19 protein-coding genes are annotated in these 20,883 nt (G+C 63.7%); 9 read left to right on the forward strand and 10 right to left on the reverse strand.

Annotated elements, in window-relative coordinates; genetic code table 11:
- The first annotated feature begins 4 nt into the window (after positions 1-4).
- Positions 5-1,183: a hypothetical protein gene (locus tag JQ600_RS15450; protein ID WP_212385985.1), complete on the forward strand. Its 1,179-nt coding sequence runs from the start codon at positions 5-7 to the stop codon at positions 1,181-1,183.
- 47 nt (positions 1,184-1,230) lie between these two features.
- Here the strand turns inward: JQ600_RS15450 and yidD are convergent, their stop codons facing one another.
- On the reverse strand, positions 1,231-1,527 hold the full coding sequence (gene yidD, locus JQ600_RS15455) for a membrane protein insertion efficiency factor YidD (RefSeq protein ID WP_212385526.1): 297 nt from the start codon (positions 1,525-1,527) through the stop codon (positions 1,231-1,233).
- 321 nt (positions 1,528-1,848) lie between these two features.
- Between yidD and JQ600_RS15460 the strand changes: the two genes are divergently transcribed.
- Positions 1,849-2,766, forward strand: coding sequence for a hypothetical protein (locus JQ600_RS15460; RefSeq protein WP_212385519.1), 918 nt, complete (start codon positions 1,849-1,851; stop codon positions 2,764-2,766).
- 151 nt (positions 2,767-2,917) lie between these two features.
- Here the strand turns inward: JQ600_RS15460 and JQ600_RS15465 are convergent, their stop codons facing one another.
- Positions 2,918-3,361, reverse strand: coding sequence for an iron-sulfur cluster assembly scaffold protein (locus JQ600_RS15465; RefSeq protein WP_192734002.1), 444 nt, complete (start codon positions 3,359-3,361; stop codon positions 2,918-2,920).
- Positions 3,362-3,594: 233 nt separating this feature from the next.
- On the opposite strand from JQ600_RS15465, the gene folE reads away from it, so the two are divergent.
- Entirely contained in the window at positions 3,595-4,299 is a 705-nt protein-coding gene (gene folE / locus JQ600_RS15470; protein ID WP_212385517.1) for a GTP cyclohydrolase I FolE, read from the forward strand.
- A gap of 69 nt (positions 4,300-4,368) precedes the next feature.
- Entirely contained in the window at positions 4,369-4,818 is a 450-nt protein-coding gene (gene hisI / locus JQ600_RS15475; RefSeq protein ID WP_212385515.1) for a phosphoribosyl-AMP cyclohydrolase, read from the forward strand.
- Between the two features lie 81 nt (positions 4,819-4,899).
- On the opposite strand, the gene JQ600_RS15480 is transcribed toward hisI, so the two are convergent.
- Together JQ600_RS15480 and JQ600_RS15485 are read right to left on the reverse strand one after the other, a co-directional pair.
- Entirely contained in the window at positions 4,900-5,343 is a 444-nt protein-coding gene (locus JQ600_RS15480) for an SgcJ/EcaC family oxidoreductase (protein WP_212385513.1), read from the reverse strand.
- 186 nt (positions 5,344-5,529) lie between these two features.
- On the reverse strand, positions 5,530-6,513 hold the full coding sequence (locus tag JQ600_RS15485) for a tripartite tricarboxylate transporter substrate binding protein (RefSeq protein WP_212385511.1): 984 nt from the start codon (positions 6,511-6,513) through the stop codon (positions 5,530-5,532).
- A 283-nt stretch (positions 6,514-6,796) separates the two neighbouring features.
- Between JQ600_RS15485 and JQ600_RS15490 the strand changes: the two genes are divergently transcribed.
- The 3 genes from JQ600_RS15490 (at position 6,797) to thrS (ending at position 10,632) form a co-directional block, all read left to right on the forward strand.
- On the forward strand, positions 6,797-7,984 hold the full coding sequence (locus JQ600_RS15490) for a CaiB/BaiF CoA-transferase family protein (protein ID WP_212385509.1): 1,188 nt from the start codon (positions 6,797-6,799) through the stop codon (positions 7,982-7,984).
- A gap of 168 nt (positions 7,985-8,152) precedes the next feature.
- Complete coding sequence (locus JQ600_RS15495; RefSeq protein ID WP_212385507.1) at positions 8,153-9,190, forward strand: transglycosylase SLT domain-containing protein; 1,038 nt, start codon at positions 8,153-8,155, stop codon at positions 9,188-9,190.
- A 251-nt stretch (positions 9,191-9,441) separates the two neighbouring features.
- Positions 9,442-10,632, forward strand: a complete 1,191-nt coding sequence (gene thrS / locus JQ600_RS15500) for a threonine--tRNA ligase (RefSeq protein ID WP_212489973.1) — start codon at positions 9,442-9,444, stop codon at positions 10,630-10,632.
- A gap of 13 nt (positions 10,633-10,645) precedes the next feature.
- Here thrS and JQ600_RS15505 read toward each other — a convergent pair whose 3' ends face one another.
- Positions 10,646-11,878: a caspase domain-containing protein gene (locus JQ600_RS15505; RefSeq protein WP_212385502.1), complete on the reverse strand. Its 1,233-nt coding sequence runs from the start codon at positions 11,876-11,878 to the stop codon at positions 10,646-10,648.
- A gap of 293 nt (positions 11,879-12,171) precedes the next feature.
- Between JQ600_RS15505 and JQ600_RS15510 the strand changes: the two genes are divergently transcribed.
- Positions 12,172-13,341 (forward strand): DUF2336 domain-containing protein, encoded by a 1,170-nt coding sequence (locus JQ600_RS15510; RefSeq protein WP_212385500.1) that lies wholly within the window; start codon positions 12,172-12,174, stop codon positions 13,339-13,341.
- A gap of 180 nt (positions 13,342-13,521) precedes the next feature.
- Here the strand turns inward: JQ600_RS15510 and JQ600_RS15515 are convergent, their stop codons facing one another.
- From JQ600_RS15515 to JQ600_RS15535, 5 genes are all read right to left on the reverse strand, one after another.
- Positions 13,522-14,100 carry an Hpt domain-containing protein gene (locus tag JQ600_RS15515; protein WP_212385498.1) on the reverse strand — a complete coding sequence of 193 codons (579 nt, stop codon included), beginning with the start codon at positions 14,098-14,100 and terminating at the stop codon, positions 13,522-13,524.
- A gap of 27 nt (positions 14,101-14,127) precedes the next feature.
- Entirely contained in the window at positions 14,128-14,673 is a 546-nt protein-coding gene (locus JQ600_RS15520) for a response regulator (protein ID WP_212036134.1), read from the reverse strand.
- A gap of 295 nt (positions 14,674-14,968) precedes the next feature.
- On the reverse strand, positions 14,969-15,748 hold the full coding sequence (locus tag JQ600_RS15525; RefSeq protein WP_212385496.1) for an NAD kinase: 780 nt from the start codon (positions 15,746-15,748) through the stop codon (positions 14,969-14,971).
- A 122-nt stretch (positions 15,749-15,870) separates the two neighbouring features.
- Positions 15,871-18,000 carry an adenylate/guanylate cyclase domain-containing protein gene (locus JQ600_RS15530; RefSeq protein WP_249135900.1) on the reverse strand — a complete coding sequence of 710 codons (2,130 nt, stop codon included), beginning with the start codon at positions 17,998-18,000 and terminating at the stop codon, positions 15,871-15,873.
- A gap of 190 nt (positions 18,001-18,190) precedes the next feature.
- Positions 18,191-18,853 carry a hypothetical protein gene (locus JQ600_RS15535; protein ID WP_212385493.1) on the reverse strand — a complete coding sequence of 221 codons (663 nt, stop codon included), beginning with the start codon at positions 18,851-18,853 and terminating at the stop codon, positions 18,191-18,193.
- Between the two features lie 328 nt (positions 18,854-19,181).
- Between JQ600_RS15535 and JQ600_RS15540 the strand changes: the two genes are divergently transcribed.
- Positions 19,182-20,780: a S10 family serine carboxypeptidase-like protein gene (locus tag JQ600_RS15540; protein ID WP_212385490.1), complete on the forward strand. Its 1,599-nt coding sequence runs from the start codon at positions 19,182-19,184 to the stop codon at positions 20,778-20,780.
- The last annotated feature ends 103 nt before the right edge of the window (positions 20,781-20,883 follow it).

The following is a 20,883-nucleotide window of genomic DNA, read 5'->3' on the forward strand; positions in this document are numbered from 1 at the left end:
TGTGATGTTGTTCGTGGTGATGCTGCCCGCGCGCGCCGCCGATCCGGCGACCGCCGACGATACCGCCAGGTTTCTCGCCGGCATGATGCCCTCGGCCGACTCGCCGCTGATGCCGCTGACCAGGGAGCCGGCCTGGCAGCGCCACGCCAAATTCTTCGACAATGCGTTCGCGCAGCTCGAGCAGCGGCAATTGTCGAAGATCCGCGCCTGGGCGGACAGCAATCTGGCGGCACCGCGGCCGACCATGTTCTACATGTTCTCGGGGCCGGACTTCCTCTATGCCAACGCGTTCTACTCGAAGGCGACGACCTATGTGCTGAGCGCGCTGGAGCCGCCGGGCTCGGTGCCGGATCTGACGAGATTGCCGCGCGGCGGCGTTGGCGCCGCGCTCTACAGCGTGGAGCGTTCGCTGAGTTCGATCCTGAGCTTCAGCTTCTTCATCACCAAGCAGATGAAGACCGACCTGAGTGCCGGCCAGATCAACGGCACCTTGCCAGTCCTCTATGTGTTCCTGGCGCGCTCGGGCAAGACTATCCGCAGCGTCACGCCGGTGGCGCTGGACGACAAGGGCGCGGCGTATTTCGGCAACGAGAACCCCGGGCCGAACGCGGTGCGCGGCACGCGCATCGTCTTCGCCGGCAGCGACGGCGCGGAAAAGACGCTGTATTATTTCTCGACCGATCTTTCCAATTCCGGCGTCAAGGTCACGGGCTTCCTGAAATTCTGTTCGACGCTGGCGCCCGGCAACAGCCTGATCAAGAGCGCGTCCTATTTGCTGCACTCCGGCAATTTCACCACGGTGCGTGATTACATCCTCGCCAACAGCGCCACCATCATCCAGGACGATTCCGGCGTTCCGCTTCACTACTACAGCCCGAAGAAATGGCGCTTCTTTCCGTTCGGCCGTTATGCCGGCCCGATCGACGAGTTCCCGGGACGCTATCAGCAATCCTATGCCGAGCTGTTCAGGCGCGCGCAGCCGATGGATTTCGGAATCGGCTATCGCTGGCGCACGCATGAATCGAATTTACTGTTGTCGGTCAGGTTGCCCGACGACGGTTCCGGCAGCCAGGAGACGTCATCGGCCGAGCCGCCACCGCCGCCGCCACCGCGTCCCAGAAAGCCGCGTCCGCCGGCGCCGATCGAACCGCAGCCGAGAGGCGGCTTCTTCTTCTGGCGCTAGCGCGTTCGGCTTAATTTCAATGCGCCGTGTTCGCCAGCGCGCATCGACTACGGCGCGTTGACGCCGCGCCATCGGCCGTAGCGCCACGGCAGATACCATCGCGCACCCGGTGGTTTTGCGAGCGGGACGTTGTCGATGCCGGACGTGCCCCACGGCTGACAGCGTAATATCCGCGCCAGCGTCATCCATCCGCCACCCCAAAGACCGAAGCGTTCGATGGCCTCGTCGCCATAGACCGAGCAGGTCGGCAAATGCCGGCAGTTGTAGCCGACCAGCGGTGACAGCGTGTGCCGGTAAACCCAAATCAGCCCGCGCCCCGCGTTGCGGGGCAGGCGCCGGACCATCGTGGCACAATCTATGCGGTGTGATTTTGTGCAATGTGATTTTGTGCACTGTGATGACGGCATGAATGACTGTTCCATATGGCTTGCCCGAATGATCTCCGTACTCTTGCGGGGTTCCAAGGTAAGGAACTGAACATACGCAGATATTTACGCCACAGTTGGAAATTATCCGATGGTTTATGGGCGATGCAGCAAAGGTACTATGGACGCTCGCAAGGCGCACGGTTACCTTTTTGATAACGCTGGTATGACAGAATCATGCGGCGTTGAAGTGGGGCCATTGCCGTTGCTCGCCGTTAGGGCTTGGGGGAAGGAACCAAATTGAGGTTTGTGACGTCGGCTAAAATTCGCGGTTTGGCGCTGCTTGGCGCCACCGCCCTTTGTATCGCATTGCCTGGCGAGATCGCGACGCCGGTCAACTCGGCGCACGCCGGCGTTAGCCTCGAAGAACGCAAACTGCCGATGCACTTCAAGTGGGTCGCATGCCAGCCGGACTGCAAGGGCTGGGTCTCCGCCGTCGGCATCGTCACCGCGGACAGTCCCAAAGCATTCGAAGAGTTCGCGCGCGATCGCCAGCTTGGCGGCGCTACCATCGTGCTCGATTCCAGCGGCGGCTCGGTCAACGATTCCATTGCGCTCGGCCGCAGGTTCCGTGCCCTCGGCGCGCTCACGACGGTCGGAACCACCGTGCGCACGCAGACGGCGCAGGGCGAACGCGCTCATGTTGTTCCGGAAGCCTATTGCGAGTCGATGTGCGTGTTCCTGCTGCTGTCCGGCAAGACGCGTTATGTGTCGCCGGCCTCCCATGTCCGCGTGCATCAGATCTGGATGGGCGATCGCGCCGACGACGCCAAGGCGGCAAGCTATACCGCGCAGGACCTGATGATCGTGGAGCGCGACATCGGCCGGCTCGCAAAGTTCACCTTCGACATGGGCGGAACCGGCGATCTGTTGTCGCTCGCGCTGAGCGTGCCGCCGTGGGAAGATCTGCACAAATTGTCGGCGGCCGAATTGCGCCTGACCAATCTGATCACGACGGACGCCCTAACCGACGTGCTGCCGCGTGATTCATCGACGCCGGTTGCCGAACTGAAATCCAAGCCGACGCAGGATCGCTTCGTCAGCTCCGCGGTCGAAGAGCAGGCGCCCGTGCATCCGGCGAAGTCGACCAAGACCGCCGAAGCCGCGGTTCCCACCGGTGGCACCGCCGCGCCGGCGCCGGCTCAGCCGCAGAAGTAAACCACGCCAACGGTGTCATCATCCGCGAAAGCGGATGATCCAGTACGCCGCGGCGTCGTAGTTGATCGAGAATTCCCGGCGTACTGGATGCCCCGCTTTCGCGGAGCATGACCGTGGTGTTTTGGGACGGCGGAGGGGCTTACCCCTGCACCTACGCCGGCTGCTTCGCTCTGGCCTCGATCTGGCCGATGGCATCGACCACCGCATCGAAGGTCAGCATGGTCGAGGCGTGGCGGGCCTTGTAGTCGCGCACCGGCTCCAGCAGCGCGATGTCGGCCCATTTGCCCTGCGGCGGCTGGCCGTTTTCCTTCAGCATCTTGCGGACGGTCTCGCGCAACTCGCGCAGCTCGCTCGCGGTCGAGCCGATGACATGGCTCGCCATGATCGAGGAGGAGGCCTGTCCGAGGGCGCAGGCCTTCACGTCATGGGCGAAGTCGGAAACCACCGGCCCGTCCATCTTGAGGTCGATCTTGACGGTGGAACCGCACAGTTTGGAATGGGCGGTGGCGCTGGCGTCGGGGTCGGGGAGGCGGCCCAGACGGGGGATATTGCCGGCCAACTCGATGATGCGCTTGTTGTAAATGTCGTTCAGCATGGAGCGAGGTCTCGGGCCCGTGGGCGGAACCGCCCTTGGCGGCAGGGTTTCACCGTCCTATATATGGACGGTCATGGCGGAAATACAGTCCGGCCATGTTGCCACGGCGGCCTGATTGGAAGCCAATTCTACCCCGGTGGTGCTAGGTTCAAGGGGACTCAGGCGTCCGGCGGCGAAGCCGCCCCGTCTGCCCGGTGACACTCCGGTCTGAAGACCGGTCGAACGGAGAAGACATGGACGCATTGATCAAATCCCTTCGCCCCAGCAAGACTGATGTCAAATCGCCTGACGTGGCGCCGGACACCCGCCCCGCCGAACTCGATCCCGCCGAATTCCTGGCCGCCGCCGTCCGTGCCGATCAGCCGCGCCCGTCGCGCGCCGAGGCCGAAGCGGCCGTGCATACGCTGCTGAGCTATATCGGCGAGAACCCCGGCCGTGAGGGCTTGCTCGATACCCCGCGCCGGGTCGTCGAGGCCTTCGATGAACTCTACCAGGGCTATCACCAGTGCCCGGCCGAAGTGCTCGACCGCACGTTTGGTGAAACCGCGGGCTATGACGATTTCGTCCTGATCCGCGACATCGAATTCACCTCGCAATGCGAGCATCACATGATGCCGTTCTATGGCAGGGCGCATATCGCCTATACGCCGGTCGAACGGGTCGTGGGGTTGTCGAAGCTCGCGCGCCTGACCGACATCTTCGCGCGCCGCCTGCAGACGCAGGAGCATCTCACCGCGCAGATCGCAGCCGCGATCGACGAGGTGCTCAAGCCCCGCGGTGTTGCCGTCGTGATCGAGGCGGAGCATACCTGCATGTCGGTGCGCGGCGTCGCCAAGCACGGTGCGATGACCTTCACCAGCCGCTATACCGGCATGTTCCGCGACAATCCGGCGGAGCAGGCGCGTTTCCTGTCCATGGTGCGAGGACCGGCCCGGTAACCTCGCTTTCCATTTTGTTTTGACGCGTTTTCTTCACGCGAACCGGTATCCACTTCGCTCGAAAACGCTATGGAATTCGCGAGGCCCGCCGTGTCCACATCTGCAGATATCAACGACCGCGAGGAAGGGCTGGCGTTCCAGCCCAAATTCGACGCGTCGGGTCTTCTGACCTGCGTGGCGACCGATGCTGCGACCGGCGACGTGCTGATGGTCGCGCACATGAACGACGAGGCGCTGCGCAAGACCATCGCCAGCGGCGAGGCCTGGTACTTCAGCCGCTCGCGCGGGCGCCTGTGGCGCAAGGGCGAGAGCTCCGGACACACCCAGCGCGTGGTCGAGATGCGGATGGATTGCGATCAGGACGCAATCTGGATTCGCGTCGAGCAGCACGGCGCGGCATGTCACACCGGCCGCCAGTCGTGCTTCTACCGCGCGGTGGCGGCGGGAGATGGCGGCACACAGTTGTCGTTTGTCGATGCGGACCGACTGTTCGATCCGAACGCGGTGTATCGTAAGTGACCCGTTATTCAGCAGCGAGAGCCAGGAATCCATAATCACGATCGTGAGCATGAAGTTCACGCATTGGGCCGCGTGCTGCGGCTAACGCTTGATCGGATTGTGCGCCTCCGCCGCCTCGTCGATGGGCACGTTAGCGCCATGCGCGATGGCCAAACCTTCGCCCCGGGGGACCAGCACTAGCGACATGCGATCCTTGCCGGGCGGTCTCATTTCCCCATTTGGCCGTCGATAGCCGCCCATCGACCAGCGTACGACCGCAACGAAAGCCCCGCCGGGCAATGTTTCAATGCTTTCAATTTCTTCGAGTTTGCACGATCTATTCTTGAACAGCAGATCGAAAAATACCTGATGCGCTTTTTGTACTTCTGCTTTTCCGCGCCAATGCATCCCGACGACGTTGACCCAATGAATGTCATCCGTCGCGAGCTGCCACATAGCGTTCATGTCCGAAGCGTTCCAGGCAGCTTCCCACCCGTCCAGCACGGCCTTGACCTCTGCAACTGCCCTGTTGTTGATTGTTGGCATTGGATCACCTCTGAGGACCGAACGAGGCATCGTAACTTCTCGGATTGATTTGGCTAGACTGCTCGCCGTCCGTTGTCACCGGCATACCAGGCGCTCCTTCCATTAAGGCTCAATGCCAGAGGGCCGGACAACGTGGTGATCGCGGGTGGGATTGAAGACTAAGCGCTCTCGCCGGACGCTCGATAATTACTCCGATGGCTTGACGCCAAGATCGCGCAGGATACCGAGCATCACATCACTGTCGCGCTTGAAAATACGAGCCGTCGTTTCGAGATTGGCAGGCGAACTCAGAATAAAGTTGTTCAGCATCTGCTGGACCTTGGAGTCGGATCCGGCCTGGATCAATAGCTCCGAGATCCGCTGGACGATATCCTGCGGCGTTCCGGTTGGTACAGCGAAGGTGGTGAATGCGCGCAGGTCGTAGAAGTCGCCGACGGCGCCCTGTTCAGTCATTGTGGGCGTGTCCGGATAGGGTGGCAGGCGGCTGCCTACCACGCCGATCAGGTTGCCGGTTCCCGCCTGTATGACGGGTGCTGCTGCGGCATAGCTTCCTGCGGCGCCATCCAGCGTCTGCCCCGCGATGTCATTCCACATCGGCGCCTCGCCGCGGTATTGGACGACCTGAAATTGAATGCCGTATTGCTTCGCCATTGTCGCTATGAGGACGTGCGGCGTCGAACCCACGCCGTACGATCCCCAGTTCAGGCTGCCGACCTTTTTTGCGTACTCGATGAACTCTCGAAGACTTTTTGCTCCCGTCTTCTTCGCCGCCACCACCGGACCCCCGGCGCCGCTGACCATCGTAAGATAAATGAAGTCTCTTTCAGGATCGTAGGGAAGGTCTTTCACCGTAAGACGGTTTTGGATCAGTGACGAAGAAATCGTGCACAGGATGGTGGTACCGTCAGGTTCTGCGCGTTTCGCTTCCGCCACGCCGATGACGCCGCCTGCGCCGGCCTTGTTTTCGACGATGACCGTCTTTCCCACTTGCCGCGCCAAATAGTCGCCGAAAGCGCGCGCGATGCCGTCCGTCTGGCCGCCCGCCGGATACGGCACGAGAATGCGAATCTGGCGGGTGGGCCACGAGGATTGCGCCTCGGTCTTCACGGACGGGGCGCAGAACATCGTCGCCGAACCAGTCACGAACATTCGCCGTGTCAGCTTTTTCATTTTCCTGCCTGTTGTTTTCTTGTCTATCGTTCGACTGCGAAGACTAAGCGGGGGTGAGAAGTAGCACGGGACCCCCCGTGGTTTGGTGGACGAGTATAGCGGCAATGTCATTCAGGCGAAGCCCGTTGAGGTCAGGCTGATATTCCGCACGGTGGACTGTGTCCGCTTGGCAGGACGCCGAACTCTGGACGATCACTCTTGCTGGCCGAGGCATGCTAGCGGTTGCCGCCTTGCCGCGGAAATCATTCCCTGTAATCTGGCGGAAACATAAAGGGAAAGTTCGATGGGAGGAGTTCTGGAGGGCGTGCGCGTCCTGGATTTCGGGCGCTATATCGCGGGGCCGTATTGCGCGACATTGCTGGCCGAGTTTGGCGCCGAGGTCATTCGCGTGGAAAAACGCGACGGCAGCGAAGATCGCTTTGTGGCACCGGTCGGCGAAGGTGGCGAAGGCGCACTGTTTCTGCAGATCAACCGAAACAAGAAGGGCATCACGCTCAATCCGATGAAGCCGGAGGGACAGGAGGTGATGCGTCGGCTGGTTGCAACTGCGGACGTGGTCGTCGCCAACCTGCCGCCGCAGACTCTGCGCGCCATGAAGCTCGATTATGATTCATTGAAGGCGATCAAGCCCGACATCATCCTCACGACGGCAACGGCATTCGGTGGGCCGGGGCCTTGGTCCGACCGCGTCGGCTTCGACGGTGTCGGGCAGGTGATGTCGGGTTCGGTGTACATGACCGGCGCCGGCGATCCGCCTTACCGGGCCGCGGTGAATTGGGTTGATTTCGGAACCGCGCTGCACTGTGCGTTCGGGACGCTTGCTGCTCTGATTGAACGCGGAAAATCCGGGCGCGGGCAGATCGTCGAGGGCGCGTTGCTTGCAACCGCGTTGTCTTTCACCAACGCAACCTTGATCGAGCAGGCAGTGATCAAGGCCAATCGCGTTCCGACCGGCAATCTCGGCCAGACCGCTGCGCCGGCCGACATTTACCGCACCCGGGACGGCTGGGTGCTGTGCCAGGTCACGGGTCATCCGCTGTTCATTCGCTGGGCAAGGCTGATGGGCGAAGAGGACCAGTGGCTAAGCGATCCGCGCTTTGCCGACGACATCAAGCGCGGCGACAACGGCCCTGTCATCAGCGAACGGATGGCGCGCTGGTGCGCCGAGCGCACCACGCAGGAAGCCGTCGACACGCTGGGCGGAGCGATGATTCCGGCCGGACCGGTGCTCAGCCCGCAACAGGCGCTGGATCATCCGCATATTCGCGCCGCCGGCTTCATGCAGGATGTCGATTATCCCGGCCTGCCGGTACCCGCACCGGTCGTACGAGCTGCTGTCCGGCTGTCGGAAACGCCGGGTGAAATCGTGTCACGTCCGCCGATGCTTGGCGAGCATACCGATCTTGTTCTGGCCGAACTCGGCTATGACCCGGCTGCAATTGCGGCGCTTCGACAAGGCGGTGTCATTTAGCGGATAACATCGGCGAATTCGCCGGGATTCCGGGCCTGCGCCAAGGGGTACGACCCCCTTAACCTCCCATTAACCATACTTGTCCCAGTGTGGCGCAGTATTGGGCGCTGATTGCGATTTTCGCACAGGCCGCGCGGTCGTTTCGCGGGGAGCGGGGCACCAGGAAACATGTCGGTCGACACATTGAACGCCACGGCAGGTGTCGATCCAACGCGCACGAAGATCGCGGGCTCGATCAAGCAGGCTGCCTCGGCCACCGGCGCCAGCTTCGAATATCTGCTCACCACCGCCAAGATGGAATCCAACTTCAACCCGAAGGCGGCGGCGACCACCTCGTCGGCGCGCGGGCTGTTTCAATTCATCGACCAGACCTGGCTCGGCACCGTCAAGGAAGCCGGCAGCCAGCTCGGCTACGGCAAATATGCCGACGCCATCACCAGGAATCCGTCCGGCAGCTATTCGGTCAGCGACCCGACCGCGCGTGCGGAGATCATGAAGCTGCGCGACGATCCGCAAGCCGCGTCGTCGATGGCGGGGGTGCTGACCCAGTCGAACAGTTTCAAGCTCACCGGCAAGATCGGCCGCCGCCCGAGCGACGCCGAACTCTATATGGCGCATTTCATGGGCGTCGGCGGCGCGGGAAAACTGATCTCGAGCGCCGAGGACAATCCGCAGGCTTCCGCGGCGCAGATGTTTCCGGCCGCCGCCGAGGCCAACCGCTCGATCTTCTACGATCGTTCGGGCCGCGGCCGCAGCGTCTCCGAGGTCTATTCCGTGCTGAACTCGCGCTACGCCAGCGCCGCCAGTTCGCCGGCCACCCGCACCGCGATGGCGGCCGTCGGCGGTGACCTGCCGCGCCGCGTGACCGTCGCGAGCGCCACGCAAGCGACGTCCGCGACACAGGCTGCACCTGCGATCGATAACGCGGCCTATCTGTCGAGCTTCCCGGATACCCGCAGCGTGACGCCGGTCGCCGCGACATCGCAGACTGCCTCCGCGCAGCCCGAGCCGATCTTTCGCTCGCTGTTCCAGGCCGGCGAACGCAACCAGCCGATTTCACCTGCGGTCCAGGAATTGTGGGGCAGGGGTTCTTCACTCACGTCGGTCGCCTCAGCGACGCCATCGGTATCGGGACAGAAGCCCGAAGTCCGCGCACCGGGCCGGCTCGATCTGTTCAGCGATCGCAACGGCACGTTCAGTAGCTAACGCTGCTTGGGGCGCGCCAGGCGGCTGGCGTTGACGCCTGAGCGATTTGCCGCCATATACAGCGCATGAATAAGCTTCGATCAGCCGCAATGACCACCACCGCGACCGCCTACGGCGAGTCGCCTGCTGGTTGCGCGCGCTAGAGACAAGCGTACTTCACCCAGAAAAGGCCCCGCCGGCGACGGACGGGGCCTTTTCTGGTTTTTGATGGTCCCCGTCCACGCTTTTTCCTCTTCACAAGGAACATAGCCATGGACGATCTCGACCACAGAAATCTCGGCGTACAGCTCAAACTCTGGCACCTTCAGGAGGATGCGCCGGGCATGGTGTTCTGGCATCCACGCGGCTACGCGATCTACCGGGTGCTGGAGGACTATGTCCGGCGCAAGATGCGCCGCGCCGGGTATGCCGAGGTGCGGACGCCACAGCTGCTGCCGAAGGAGCTCTGGGACCGCAGCGGCCACTGGGACAAGTTCGGCGAGCACATGTTCAGGGTCGACGACGGCGAGCAGGCGATGGCGCTGAAACCGATGTCGTGCCCGTGCCACGTGCAGATCTTCAACACGGGGCTGCGCTCGTGGCGGGAGCTTCCGGTCCGCTATGCCGAGTTCGGCGCTTGCCACCGCAATGAGCCTTCCGGTTCGCTCCACGGCATCATGCGGACGCGCGCCTTCGAGCAGGACGACGCGCATGTGTTCTGCCGCGAGCAGGACGTGGAGGGTGAAGTCGCGTGCTTCATTGCCCTGCTGGGCGAGGTCTACCGCGACCTCGGTTTTCCCGACTACGAGGTGGCGCTGGCGACGCGGCCGGCGGTGCGCGCCGGCGACGACGCGAGCTGGGACTGGTCGGAGGCGAAGCTCGGCGATGCCGCGCGGCAATGCGGCCTCACGCCTCACATCAACCCCGGCGAAGGCGCGTTCTACGGACCGAAGCTGGAATTTGCGTTGCGCGACCGGCTGCGACGATCCTGGCAGTGCGGCACAGTGCAGCTCGACAGCGTGCTGCCGCAGCGGCTCGAGGCGTCTTACGTCGCCCCCGACGGCAGCCGCGCGAGACCCCTGATGATCCACCACGCGATCTTCGGATCGCTCGGCCGCATGATCGCGATCCTGCTCGAGCACCATGGCGGCGTGCTTCCGTTCTGGCTGTCACCGGACCAGGTTGCGGTCGCGCCAATCTCGAAAGACCAGGCCGGATACGGCGCTGATGTGCTGGCGGCGTTTTGGAATGCCGGGGTCCGGGCCGTTGCCTATGACGGCGCCGACACCCTTTCGCGACGCATCGTGGCGGCGCATGAAATGGCAGTGCCGGTGATGGCCGTCGTCGGCGGGCGCGAGATGAGGGACGGCCGGGTAAGCTTGCGCGAGCGCGACGGCTCACAGGCCGACGTTCCGCTGGCCGAGGCGGTGTCCCGCCTGCAGGCGAGGGCCTGGCCACCCTAAAAGCAGACATCGACTACCTCTGCGCCGACAGCGTCTTGCCTTGCTCATAAAATATCTTGCCGCCATCGGCACCAAACCTGATGCCGTATTCGAACGATGCGGTGCCCGAGGACTTCTTGCCGTTCGATGGATTGGAATGGCTGAATTCCAGCGCACCACTGATCTGGCAGCTTGATCTCGCCTGGTCGCACGAGGTTCGTATCGTATCCATCTGCAGCCGGTACGATCGGTTAGGCCAGTTCTTGACGTATCTCTCCTTGTCCTTGAGGACTTCGTCGCGAGCCGTTGATTTTCCATAGTAATCAATTCGCTCGTCGAGCGACCGGCGGGCGTAGTTCATAAAATCGGCCGTGCTGCCCTGCGACTGCTTCATGTCCTCGATGACAAAGGCGGTCGCGCGCTGCTCCAGTGCGGGATCGATCGCTACCGGCCGCGGCGGCGCAGACGGGGCCACGACGTTTTGCGGCGGCGGCGCGACCGGCGCGTTCGGCGTCGTGCTTGCGAAATAGAACGAGCCGTCGATCGGCGAGGAGGAAACCCAGGGCTGCTGCGATCCGCCGGTCGCGCGTTTCACCTGCAGGCCGACCTGATTGAAGGTCTGGAAGATGTCGAGCCCCGGCTTCTGGATCGCCTGCGCCAGCGCCGACGTATAGGGACTGTTGCTGCCGGTGCCATCGAGCGCGACATTGCCGGGCTGGGTGGCGTAGGACAGCAGCGTTCCCTCGGGCGCGCGCAATTGCGCAAGCCCGCTCTCGGTGCTGCGCAATCCGCGCCCGCCAAACGGGTTGTTGCGGCAGGCATCGAGGATCACGAGGTTCAGCTTTGTCCCGGATCCCTCCATCTGCCGAAGCACCAGGTTGACGTCGACCATCTGGAAATCGACATCGGCTTCCTTCACCGGATTGGCTGACGTCGGAACCAGATAATTGACGTTGCGGACCTGCACGCCGTGGCCGGCGTAATAGAACATCGCGACATCGGCGCCCGTCAGCTCGTTACCAAAAGTCTGGATCGCGCGATCGAACGCCGGCTTGTCGAGATCGATCTGCGCGCGCCCGCCGACCAGGATGAAGCCGACCTTGCGCAACGTCTCGGCGATCAACGCCGCATCGTTCCTGGGGTTGGCGAGCGGGCTGACGCTTTGGTAGTTGGAATTGCCAACCACCAGCGCGATGCGCTTCTCCGCCCGGCAGTTCACGGTCGAAACGACCAGCAGCAATATCGACAAAACAAAAATTGAGCGCATGCCTACGCCTCGCCCAGTGGAAATATCAGGAGGTAGTTAGGCAAGGATTGGCGCCTCTTGTCGAGATGGTTCGCATCAAGAGAACGCGTCAAATCCGGGCGGTCGGCGCTCGCGCCAGCGGTGCGCGGCGAGGCCGGTTATCTAACATCCGGCCGCCCGCGCGCGTTCCCTTAACGAAACGTCAATAATCCCAAACGTTTATGGTGAACCCTTTGTTAAGCGTCATGGTTTATTTTCTATGACAGTGGCACCGCGTCACGGTGTCGTTTCGGGTTGCGTAGGCCGGCTAGACCATGATCGTTCGGCAGTTCATCAGTTGGATACGTACCGCGCCGGCAGGCGAGCGGGCAGAGGCGACGCGGTCTTTGGCGCGGGCCTGGTTGATTTCCGATCTCTCCGAGGACGATCGCGCCGCCGCCGAAGGCGCGCTGTTGATGCTGCTCGACGATGCATCCCCGCTGGTCCGCCAGGCCATGTCGCAGGTGTTCGCGCGCAGCGCCGAAGCGCCCGCCGCGATCGTGCAGGCGCTCGCGCTCGATCAGCCGTCGATCGCGCTACCGGTACTCGAACATTCCCCGCTGCTGATCGACGCCGACCTCGTCGACATCGTCGCGACCGGCAACAGCGAGACGCAGTGCGCGGTCGCCCGTCGGGTCAATCTGCCGCCATCGGTATCCGCTGCGATTGCCGAAGTCGGCTCGCCGGCCGCCGCCCTCGAGCTGATTGAGAACGCCTATGCGGAGCTGGCGCCATTCTCGTGGGACCGCATCGTCGAGCGTCACGGCCATCTCGCCGCGATCCGTGAATCGATGCTGGTGCTGGAGGGCTTGCCGTCCGCCACGCGCATGGCGCTGGTCGCCAAGCTTTCCGACACGCTGGCGCAATTCGTCGTCGCCAAAAACTGGCTCAGCCCGGACCGGGCAGGGCGGCTCGCCAGCGAAGCGCGCGAGCGCTCGACCGTGAACATCGCGGCGCGTTCGCGCGGCGAGGACATGCAGGGGCTGGTGCAGCATCTGCGCGCCACCGGCCAGCTCACCGCGGGCCTGATCCTGCGCGCGCTGTTGTCGGGCAATCTCGAACTGTTCGATGCATCATTGGCCGAATTGTCCGGCCTGCCGCACGCCCGCGTCACCGCGCTGCTGCACGACCGCGGCGGCGCCAGCCTGCAGGCGCTGTTGATCCGGGCCGGCCTGCCGGAATCCACCTTCGCCGCCTTCCGGATCGCGCTCGAGGTCAGCCACGAGACCGGCTATGTCGACACGTTGGGTGGTGCGGCGCGCCTTCGCCGCCGCATGGTCGAGCGCGTGCTGACCCATTGCGAGACCGACCGCAAGGCCGCCGAGCCGCTGCTGATCCTGCTGCGCCGTTTTGCAACTGAATCGGCGCGTGAAGAAGCCCGCCAGTTTTGCGACGAACTCGCCGCAGAGGACGCGATCACGCACGACGATCTGATCGCGGCGTAAGCCACGCTCCAGCAACACATCCTATGCTGTCCCTGCGAACGCAGGGACCCATACTCCGCGGCTTATCCATGGAGCGATGTGGTCGCTATCTTTTCCAGCAAATCAGGACGGTGGCTATGGGTCCCTGCGCCCGTGCGCAATTGCGCACTAGGCAGGGACGACGAGTCAATAAAGCTCGCATTATTCCGTCGGAATAATGCTCGGCGTCAAAATCGCTTCGAGATGCTCGGGTCGGTCGCGGTTGGCATAGGTGAGGAATTCGTCGGCGATGCCGCGCAGGGAGCGGCTGAGCACGCCGGCGGTGGCCGCGGTGTCGAGCTTGGTGCGTTCACGGACGATGGCCTGAATGGCGTTGATGTGATGCCTAATCAGATCCGACGGCACCTGGTCGAGATCGGGCGCGTGTTCGATGATGCGGCACAGGCTCTCGGCGGCGGCGCCCGCGGAGGGAAAGCCGAATGTCGCGGCGTCGCCCTTGATGTCGTGGGCGGCGCGAAACAGTTCTTCGCGGGCGTCGTCGGTGAAGCCGCTGCGCAGGATGGCGGCGTGGGCGGCGGAAAGCCGGTCGGCTTCGATCGTCATCCAGTTCTTGAATTCACCCGATAGCCCGGCCAGCGCTTTCTCCGCACGCCCGACGGGATCGTCGAGGTCGGATTCGGGAACGCGCAGCAGCACCTTGCGCAAGGGATTTGGCTGCGTGATCACGTGGTGATCGGCGAAGCTCGTGACCTCCAGCTTCCCGGGTTTTTCCTTCGCCATGATCGATTCCTCGCGGTGTGTCGCCCGTTAGACGCTGGATCGCGCCTTGTCGAGCAGCGACGGCTGCTGCATCACTTCCATCTCGCCGCCAATGCGGCGTTCGGGGCCGATATAGGCATTGTTGGTGTTGCGCCGGCGGTCTGGTCCGAAATAGGTCTTGGTCTTGATGAACGGCCGCGGGTTGGCGACGACGTTGAGGATGCGCTGATAAAGCCCTTTCGCCGAGATCGGCTTGGCCAGGAATTCGGTAACGCCGGCGTCGCGCGCGACCGTCACGCGGCGCTTGTCGGAATGGCCGGTCAGCATGATGATCGGCGCGTAGGGGTTGCCCTTGGAGTCCGGCTGCCGGATCATCTGTGCCAGCTCGAGCCCGTCGAAGATCGGCATCGCCCAGTCGGTGATGACGATATCGGGGACATAATGGGTGTACATTTCGAGGGCGGTGGCGCCGTCCTCGGACTCATAAGCCTCGCGCGCGCCGAACGAGTGCAGCAGCGTCCGCAGGATGCGGCGCATATGCGGGTTGTCGTCGCAAATCAGAAACCGCAGCTTGTTGAAGTCGATGCGATACATGGTCCGGCCCTAAGCGCATACCGGGCAACACGGTACACCCGGCGTTAACCATATCGCGGGGCCGGTTAACGAATGGTTGCGAAGGGGCGCGGCAGGGGATCTGGCGGCAGCTTATGTCACCGCTCTATCAACACCTCGTCCCGGCCTTGAGCTCAGATGCGCAATTGCGCATCGGGGGACCCATACGCCGCGGCGCTCATTGTTAAGGAAGGTGTCTAACGCCTGCGCTCTCACCGAAGGGCCGCGGCGTATGGGTCCCGGCGTTCGCCGGGACGACAGCCTAATCGGGACGACTTCAATGCCCGAACTGCTCGCGCAGGATGCGTTCTTCGAGGCTGTGGCCGGGGTCGAACAGCATCCGCATCGAGATCGACTTGTCGGACAGCACCTCGACGCGGCGGACGTCGCGCACTTCGTCATGGTCGGCCACGGCTGCGACCGGACGCTTGCCGCCCTCGAGCACTTCGATCACGACGAAGGCGGTGTTGGGGAGCAGGGCGCCGCGCCAGCGCCGCGGCCGGAACGCGCTGATAGGCGTCAGCGCCAGCAGCGCCGCGTTGATGGGAAGGATCGGCCCCTGCGCCGAGAGGTTATAGGCGGTAGAGCCGGCCGGCGTCGCCACCAGAATGCCGTCGGCGATCAGTTCGGCCATGCGTTCGTGCTCGTCGATCAGGATGCGGACATGCGCGGCCTGATAGGTCTGGCGAAACAGGTACACTTCATTGATGGCGTGATGCAGATGCACCTGATCGTGGATATCGGTCGCGCGCATCAACAGCGGATTGATCAGCGTCTCGCGCGCCGCGGCCAGCCGGCCATGCAGGTCGTGCGTGGAGAATTCATTCATCAGAAAACCGACGGTGCCGCGATGCATGCCGTAGATCGGCTTGCCGGTCCGCATGTACCGGTGCAGCGTTTCCAGCATCAACCCGTCGCCGCCGATCGCCACCAGGATTTCGGCCGTGTCCGAGGCGTGATTGCCGTAAAGCCTGACCAACTCCGCCAGTGCCGCCTGCGCCTCCGCGGAAGCGCTCGCAACGAAGGCGATGCGGTCATATCGCTTGGGGCTGGCCATCGGATTGCGGGCTCATGGTGGCGCCGGATTGCGCCGCGCTCGTCTATACACCTTGGCGGCGCTTGTCGAGATGGAAGGGCGCCCCGCCAGGGATGGTAACCCAAGCCGAAGGGCCGGAGCGGCTATTTCTCCTGCAGGGTTCGGATCGGGTCCCAATCCTTATCAGGCGGATTTTCAGCCAACTTCCGGGCGCGCTGGCTGAACAGCTGTGCCGGCCGGTCGATCTCAGCCGAACGTTCGAAGCATTTTGCGGCAAGCTCGAATTCCCGGGCGCGCCAATGCGCAAGTCCGTCGGCGTAATGGGCGATCGGCGCCTGCCGGGAAGCGCCAAGTCCGGTCGAGAGCGCCAGCAATTCGTAGATTTTCAGCGCCTGGTTGCGTCCCTTGACTCTGATCGCGTCGAGTTCGCGCCAGGTGAAAGCGTCGCCGGCAAGGGCCACCGTCGTCTCCGAAGCGATGACGGTCGTGCCGTAGAATTTGTTGGCGCCCTCCAGCCGCGAGGCGAGGTTCACCGCATCGCTCATGACCGAGTAATTGAAGCGGCGCCGCGATCCGAAATTGCCGACCAGCGCCTCGCCGGAATTGATGCCGATCCGCTGCGCCAGTTTGTGTTCGTGGAAGAGCGCCGAGGAGGCGTTGAGCTCGGTCAGTCGGGTGCAGCAGTCCAGCGCGGCGCGCGCCGCATTGGCGGCATGGTCGGGATCGTCGGCCGGCGCGCCAAACACCGCTACGACGGAGTCGCCGATATATTTGTCGACATATCCGCCATGGCTTTCGATGACGTCGGTCATGACAGAGAGATATTCGTTCATCAGCTCCATCAGGCTGTCCGGCGACATCTTCTCGGCGATCAGCGAAAACCCTTCGATGTCGGAGAAGAACACCGTCACCTCGCGGGTCTCGCCGCCGAGCTCCGGCAGTTTGTTCGACGACAGCATCCGGTTGATGACGTGCGGGGCGAGGTACAGCGCAAAGCTCTTCTGCAGCAGGCGGCGATCCTTGTCGGCGACGACAAAGCGGAAACCGATCGTCGAGGCCAGCGCCATCAGGCTGGCGAGGAACGGCTCGGCGACCGGGAGCGCCAGCGCGTGGTTGAAGGCGAGGGTGGCGCCGGCGATGCCGGCCACCACCATGACCGCCCAGGCCGTCGCCGCGACGAGCGGTCTGAGCTGCCACGCGGCGAAGGCCGCCAGCGCCGCGAACACGGCCGCGATCAGGAAGCGCGACAGCGGCCCCGGTTCGACCACCGCATTGCGCGAGATCAGATTGTTGACCGCGGTGGCGTGGATATAGACGCCGGCGATCGTGCTGGTCCGGAAGGCGGCGGAGACCGGCGTGCTCTCGGCCGCGCAGCGCGGCGTGCGCGCGCCCTCGATGCCGGTCGCAAAGCGCTTGGATGTCATGCGCCGGTCCTCGATATCGAGAACGGTGCCGAAGATGACGACCTTGCCGTCGAACCAGCGCCGAAAATAGTCCTTGTCGTCCTTGACCGCGCAGTTGCGCAGGTCGGCAAATGAAAAAGTCGGAATGTCGGCCGCGCCGCCCTCGAAATTCAGGGTCAGCGTGTTCGGCACACGGCCTGGGATCCGGTAACCGCCGAGTGTCATCCGGCCATTCTTGTCGAATTCGGGAGCCGCGCCGATCGCGCGCGCCGCCAGTTCGACCGCCATCGAGGGCACCTTTGCTCCGTTGATGGGAAATGTCAGCGGCATGCGCCGCACCACGTCGTCATGGTCGGTATGAACGTTGAGGGGGCGGATGTTCTGCTGCTGCCGCACCGCGATGCGCTGCCCGGCCGAGGGCCTGACCGGCTGGTTGCCGCCGAGCGTCTCGCCCAGCACCACCTTGCCGTTGGTGGCCGCGCCGGCCAGCGCAATCAGGAAGTCTTTGTCGAAGCCGCGCACCCTCGTGCCCAGCATGTTGTCGCCGAACGGGATCTCCGACTGCTCGATCGATGTCGGGATCACCACGTCGAAGCCGGCGACCTTGGCGCCGCCTTCCAGGGTCGCGGTCAGAACGCGACCGATCTCCCTGGTCCAGGTCAGCATCGGCGAGTCCTTGAAGGGCGCGGTGCGCAGGCTTTCCTCGTCGATCGCGACGACGACCGTCGGAGAGGCCGCGGGATCCTGCCTGCGGCCAAACACCTCCCAGCGCAGGGCGGTGAGGATATCGAGCGAGAGCCCTCGGATCGGCCTGACCGCCGGAGAAACCGAGGCCGCCGCGCAGACCAGCGCGATGGCGGCGATCACCATCTGGTTGCGCGTGCTGCGCCTGATTCTCAGAGTCTGACTCCAAAAGCGACTAATAAAATCGGGCATCGGTATCTAGCTCGTCATGCCCGGGCTTGTCCCGGGCATCCACGTCTTTTCAGTCTGACGGCAACCAAGACGTAGATGGCCGGGACAAGCCCGGCCATGACGAAAGATGGAATGTCCGGCACGCCTAGTCCAGCCGCAGCAGCCGGCCGACGATCGGCGTCGCGCCAGGTTGGGCCTGCGCGTCGACCCGGAACACGATTTCCGACGATTTGAACGAGGCGGCGTAGAGACCGCCGGGGACGAGCGCGACGTTCTCGCCGGCGAAATCGACGAACTTGCCCTTGAGCTGAGTGCCGCCGAGCGCGATCTGGTGACGCTCGCCGGCGAGGTCGAGCCGGCGCACCACCAGCGTGCCGCGGCCCTTGGCCTGCACGAACGGCGAGGCGCCGTAAAGCGTGAGCTGCGGCGTGGGCAGCGAAGTGGTTGTGGCGCTGCGGAGCAGGGTGGCGGCGACGGCGCTGGTGTCCTTGGTGGTGGCGTTGGCCTGGTTGGAATCGCAGTTCGTCTTCTCCGCCTTGAGGACGGCTTGATCGACGATGCTCTCTTCGTTGCCGACGACGACGGTGCCGGCGCCGCTGATGGTCTCGCGCCGGCAGGACTTCAAATAGCTGAGCACGACGGAGCCGCCGTCTGCGATCTTGATGACGGACCGGGCCGTCACATAGTCCATGAATTCGGCGCCGGTCACCTTGCCCTTGATTTCCTCGACCACCGCAACCGGTGAATCCGCCGCGGCGGGACAAGCCAGCGTCAGCAGGCCGAGGCAGGCAATAATCGCACGTTTCATTTTGGTCCCCATTGGAAAGCGCAGGTTCTTTAGTCTTGCCAGCGCCAAAATGGTTTCATGGATGAATCAAAAATAATTGGCCGGGTCCGCCGGCGGAACCGACCGATATCACCTAACGGTCGGCGAGGACAACCATGGCGATGCGGCGGACAAGCCCCACGCAGATCGCTTTCACGCAATACTGTCGGGATTGTGATGCCAGCGGATTTCGTCCTGTTGTAGCACAACCCTTCTGTCGCCATCCCAGGCTGAAATCCGTGGCCCAACGGATCGCGTGGCACCGGGAGCAAGTGACACCGGGAGCAAGTGACAGAGGGAGCAGGACGTCATGGCTTTTCGCTTCACCGCGCGGCGTCATATGCAACTCGTCATCACGCTTGTGATGCTGGCTTGCGTGGCCGGCGCACGCGCCCAGGACGCAAGCCCGACGGCCGCGCAGCAACAACCCGCCGCGACGCCGACGCCGGGTCCAACGCTGCCGCCACAACCGCCGCAGGGACAGAAGGGCGGGGGAAGGCGCGGCGACGCCGCCACCCCGCAGCCGGTCTCCGATCAGCATCGGCTGCCGCCGGATTCCACCACCAGACAGACGCTGGCGCTGCCCGGGCGCACGCTGGCCTTCACCGCGACCGCAGGTTCGATCCGGCTGTTCGACGAAAAAGGCGAGCCGCAGGCCGACATCGCCTACACCTCCTACCAGCTCGACGGCACCGATCGCGGCACGCGGCCGGTCACGTTCCTGTTCAATGGCGGGCCGGGCGCTTCCTCGGCGTGGCTGCAGTTCGGCACTGCCGGACCGTGGCGGCTGTCGATTACAGGAGATGGCGCGGTGGCTTCCGCTTCGCCGGACCTCGTGCCCAACGCCGAGACCTGGCTCGACTTCACTGATCTGGTCTTCATCGATCCCGTCAGCACCGGCTATAGCCGCTTCGTCGCGACGGGGGAGGACGCGCGCAAGCGGTTCTTCAGCCTGGATGGTGACGTCAGTTCGATCGCGCTGGTGATCCGGCGCTGGCTCGAAAAATATGACCGGCTGCTGTCGCCGAAATATGTCACCGGCGAAAGCTATGGCGGCATCCGCGGCCCGAAGATCGTCCGCAACCTGCAGACCCAGCAGGGCGTCGGCGTGCGCGGGCTGATCCTGGTCTCTCCCTTGCTCGATTACCGCGAGTTTTCCGGCTCCAGCCAGCTGCAATACGTCCACAGGTTACCCACCATGGCCGCGGTGGCGCGCGAAGCGAAGGGCGGCCCGGTGAAATGGTCCGATCTCGCCGACGTGGAACGCTACGCGCGCGGCGAGTTTGTGAGCGACCTGCTCAAGGGCCAGGCGGACACAGAGGCCACCAACCGGCTCGCCGACAAGGTCGCGTCGTTGACCGGCATCGATCAGACCGTGAGCCGCCGGCTTGCCGGACGCTTCGAGGTCGGCGAATTCCGCAGGGAGTTCGACCGCCGCAACGGCCGGGTGACCGGACGCTATGACGCGTCGGTGTCGGGCTTCGATCCCTATCCGGATTCGGACTCCTCGCATTTCGGCGATCCCTCCGGGGATTCGCTGATGGCGCCCCTGACCAGCGCCGCCGTCGATCTCACCACGCGCAAACTGAACTGGCGGCCGGACGGCTCGTACCATCTGCTCAACGACAGCGTCTTCCGGTCGTGGGATTTCGGCCGCGGACCTGCCGAGTCGGTTTCCCAGTTGCGGCAGATTCTGGCGCTCGACCCGAAAATGAAACTGCTGGTCGGCCACGGCCTGTTCGATCTCGCCACGCCGTATTTTGCCTCGAGGATCATCCTCGACGGGTTGCCGGCTTTTGCTAGCCCCAACAGGGTGAAGCTCGTCGTCTATCCCGGCGGGCACATGTTCTATTCGCGCGATGCGGCACGGCAGGGGTTTCGGAGCGAGGTGCAGGCGGTGATGAAGTGAGGGGAGTCATCGCTCCTTGCCGTAGTTGCAGGACAGATCGCACCGTATGAGCCGGTATTGACCAAAGCCGCTTCGTACTTAGATAAACGACATGCGGTGGCGC

Origin of the sequence: Bradyrhizobium sp. AUGA SZCCT0176 (assembly GCF_018130145.1) — a bacterium.
GTDB lineage: Bacteria > Pseudomonadota > Alphaproteobacteria > Rhizobiales > Xanthobacteraceae > Bradyrhizobium.

What these genes read in the sequence shown, in the direction of transcription:
- JQ600_RS15450 (WP_212385985.1), top strand. Translation starts at nt 5, where the DNA reads ATGTTGTTCGTGGTGATGCTGCCCGCGCGCGCCGCCGATCCGGCGACC.
- yidD (WP_212385526.1), bottom strand. Translation starts at nt 1,527, where the DNA reads ATGGTCCGGCGCCTGCCCCGCAACGCGGGGCGCGGGCTGATTTGGGTT.
- JQ600_RS15465 (WP_192734002.1), bottom strand. Translation starts at nt 3,361, where the DNA reads ATGCTGAACGACATTTACAACAAGCGCATCATCGAGTTGGCCGGCAAT.
- folE (WP_212385517.1), top strand. Translation starts at nt 3,595, where the DNA reads ATGGACGCATTGATCAAATCCCTTCGCCCCAGCAAGACTGATGTCAAA.
- hisI (WP_212385515.1), top strand. Translation starts at nt 4,369, where the DNA reads ATGGAATTCGCGAGGCCCGCCGTGTCCACATCTGCAGATATCAACGAC.
- JQ600_RS15480 (WP_212385513.1), bottom strand. Translation starts at nt 5,343, where the DNA reads ATGCCAACAATCAACAACAGGGCAGTTGCAGAGGTCAAGGCCGTGCTG.
- JQ600_RS15485 (WP_212385511.1), bottom strand. Translation starts at nt 6,513, where the DNA reads ATGAAAAAGCTGACACGGCGAATGTTCGTGACTGGTTCGGCGACGATG.
- JQ600_RS15490 (WP_212385509.1), top strand. Translation starts at nt 6,797, where the DNA reads ATGGGAGGAGTTCTGGAGGGCGTGCGCGTCCTGGATTTCGGGCGCTAT.
- JQ600_RS15495 (WP_212385507.1), top strand. Translation starts at nt 8,153, where the DNA reads ATGTCGGTCGACACATTGAACGCCACGGCAGGTGTCGATCCAACGCGC.
- thrS (WP_212489973.1), top strand. Translation starts at nt 9,442, where the DNA reads ATGGACGATCTCGACCACAGAAATCTCGGCGTACAGCTCAAACTCTGG.
- JQ600_RS15505 (WP_212385502.1), bottom strand. Translation starts at nt 11,878, where the DNA reads ATGCGCTCAATTTTTGTTTTGTCGATATTGCTGCTGGTCGTTTCGACC.
- JQ600_RS15510 (WP_212385500.1), top strand. Translation starts at nt 12,172, where the DNA reads ATGATCGTTCGGCAGTTCATCAGTTGGATACGTACCGCGCCGGCAGGC.
- JQ600_RS15515 (WP_212385498.1), bottom strand. Translation starts at nt 14,100, where the DNA reads ATGGCGAAGGAAAAACCCGGGAAGCTGGAGGTCACGAGCTTCGCCGAT.
- JQ600_RS15520 (WP_212036134.1), bottom strand. Translation starts at nt 14,673, where the DNA reads ATGTATCGCATCGACTTCAACAAGCTGCGGTTTCTGATTTGCGACGAC.
- JQ600_RS15525 (WP_212385496.1), bottom strand. Translation starts at nt 15,748, where the DNA reads ATGGCCAGCCCCAAGCGATATGACCGCATCGCCTTCGTTGCGAGCGCT.
- JQ600_RS15530 (WP_249135900.1), bottom strand. Translation starts at nt 18,000, where the DNA reads ATGGTGATCGCCGCCATCGCGCTGGTCTGCGCGGCGGCCTCGGTTTCT.
- JQ600_RS15535 (WP_212385493.1), bottom strand. Translation starts at nt 18,853, where the DNA reads ATGAAACGTGCGATTATTGCCTGCCTCGGCCTGCTGACGCTGGCTTGT.
- JQ600_RS15540 (WP_212385490.1), top strand. Translation starts at nt 19,182, where the DNA reads ATGGCTTTTCGCTTCACCGCGCGGCGTCATATGCAACTCGTCATCACG.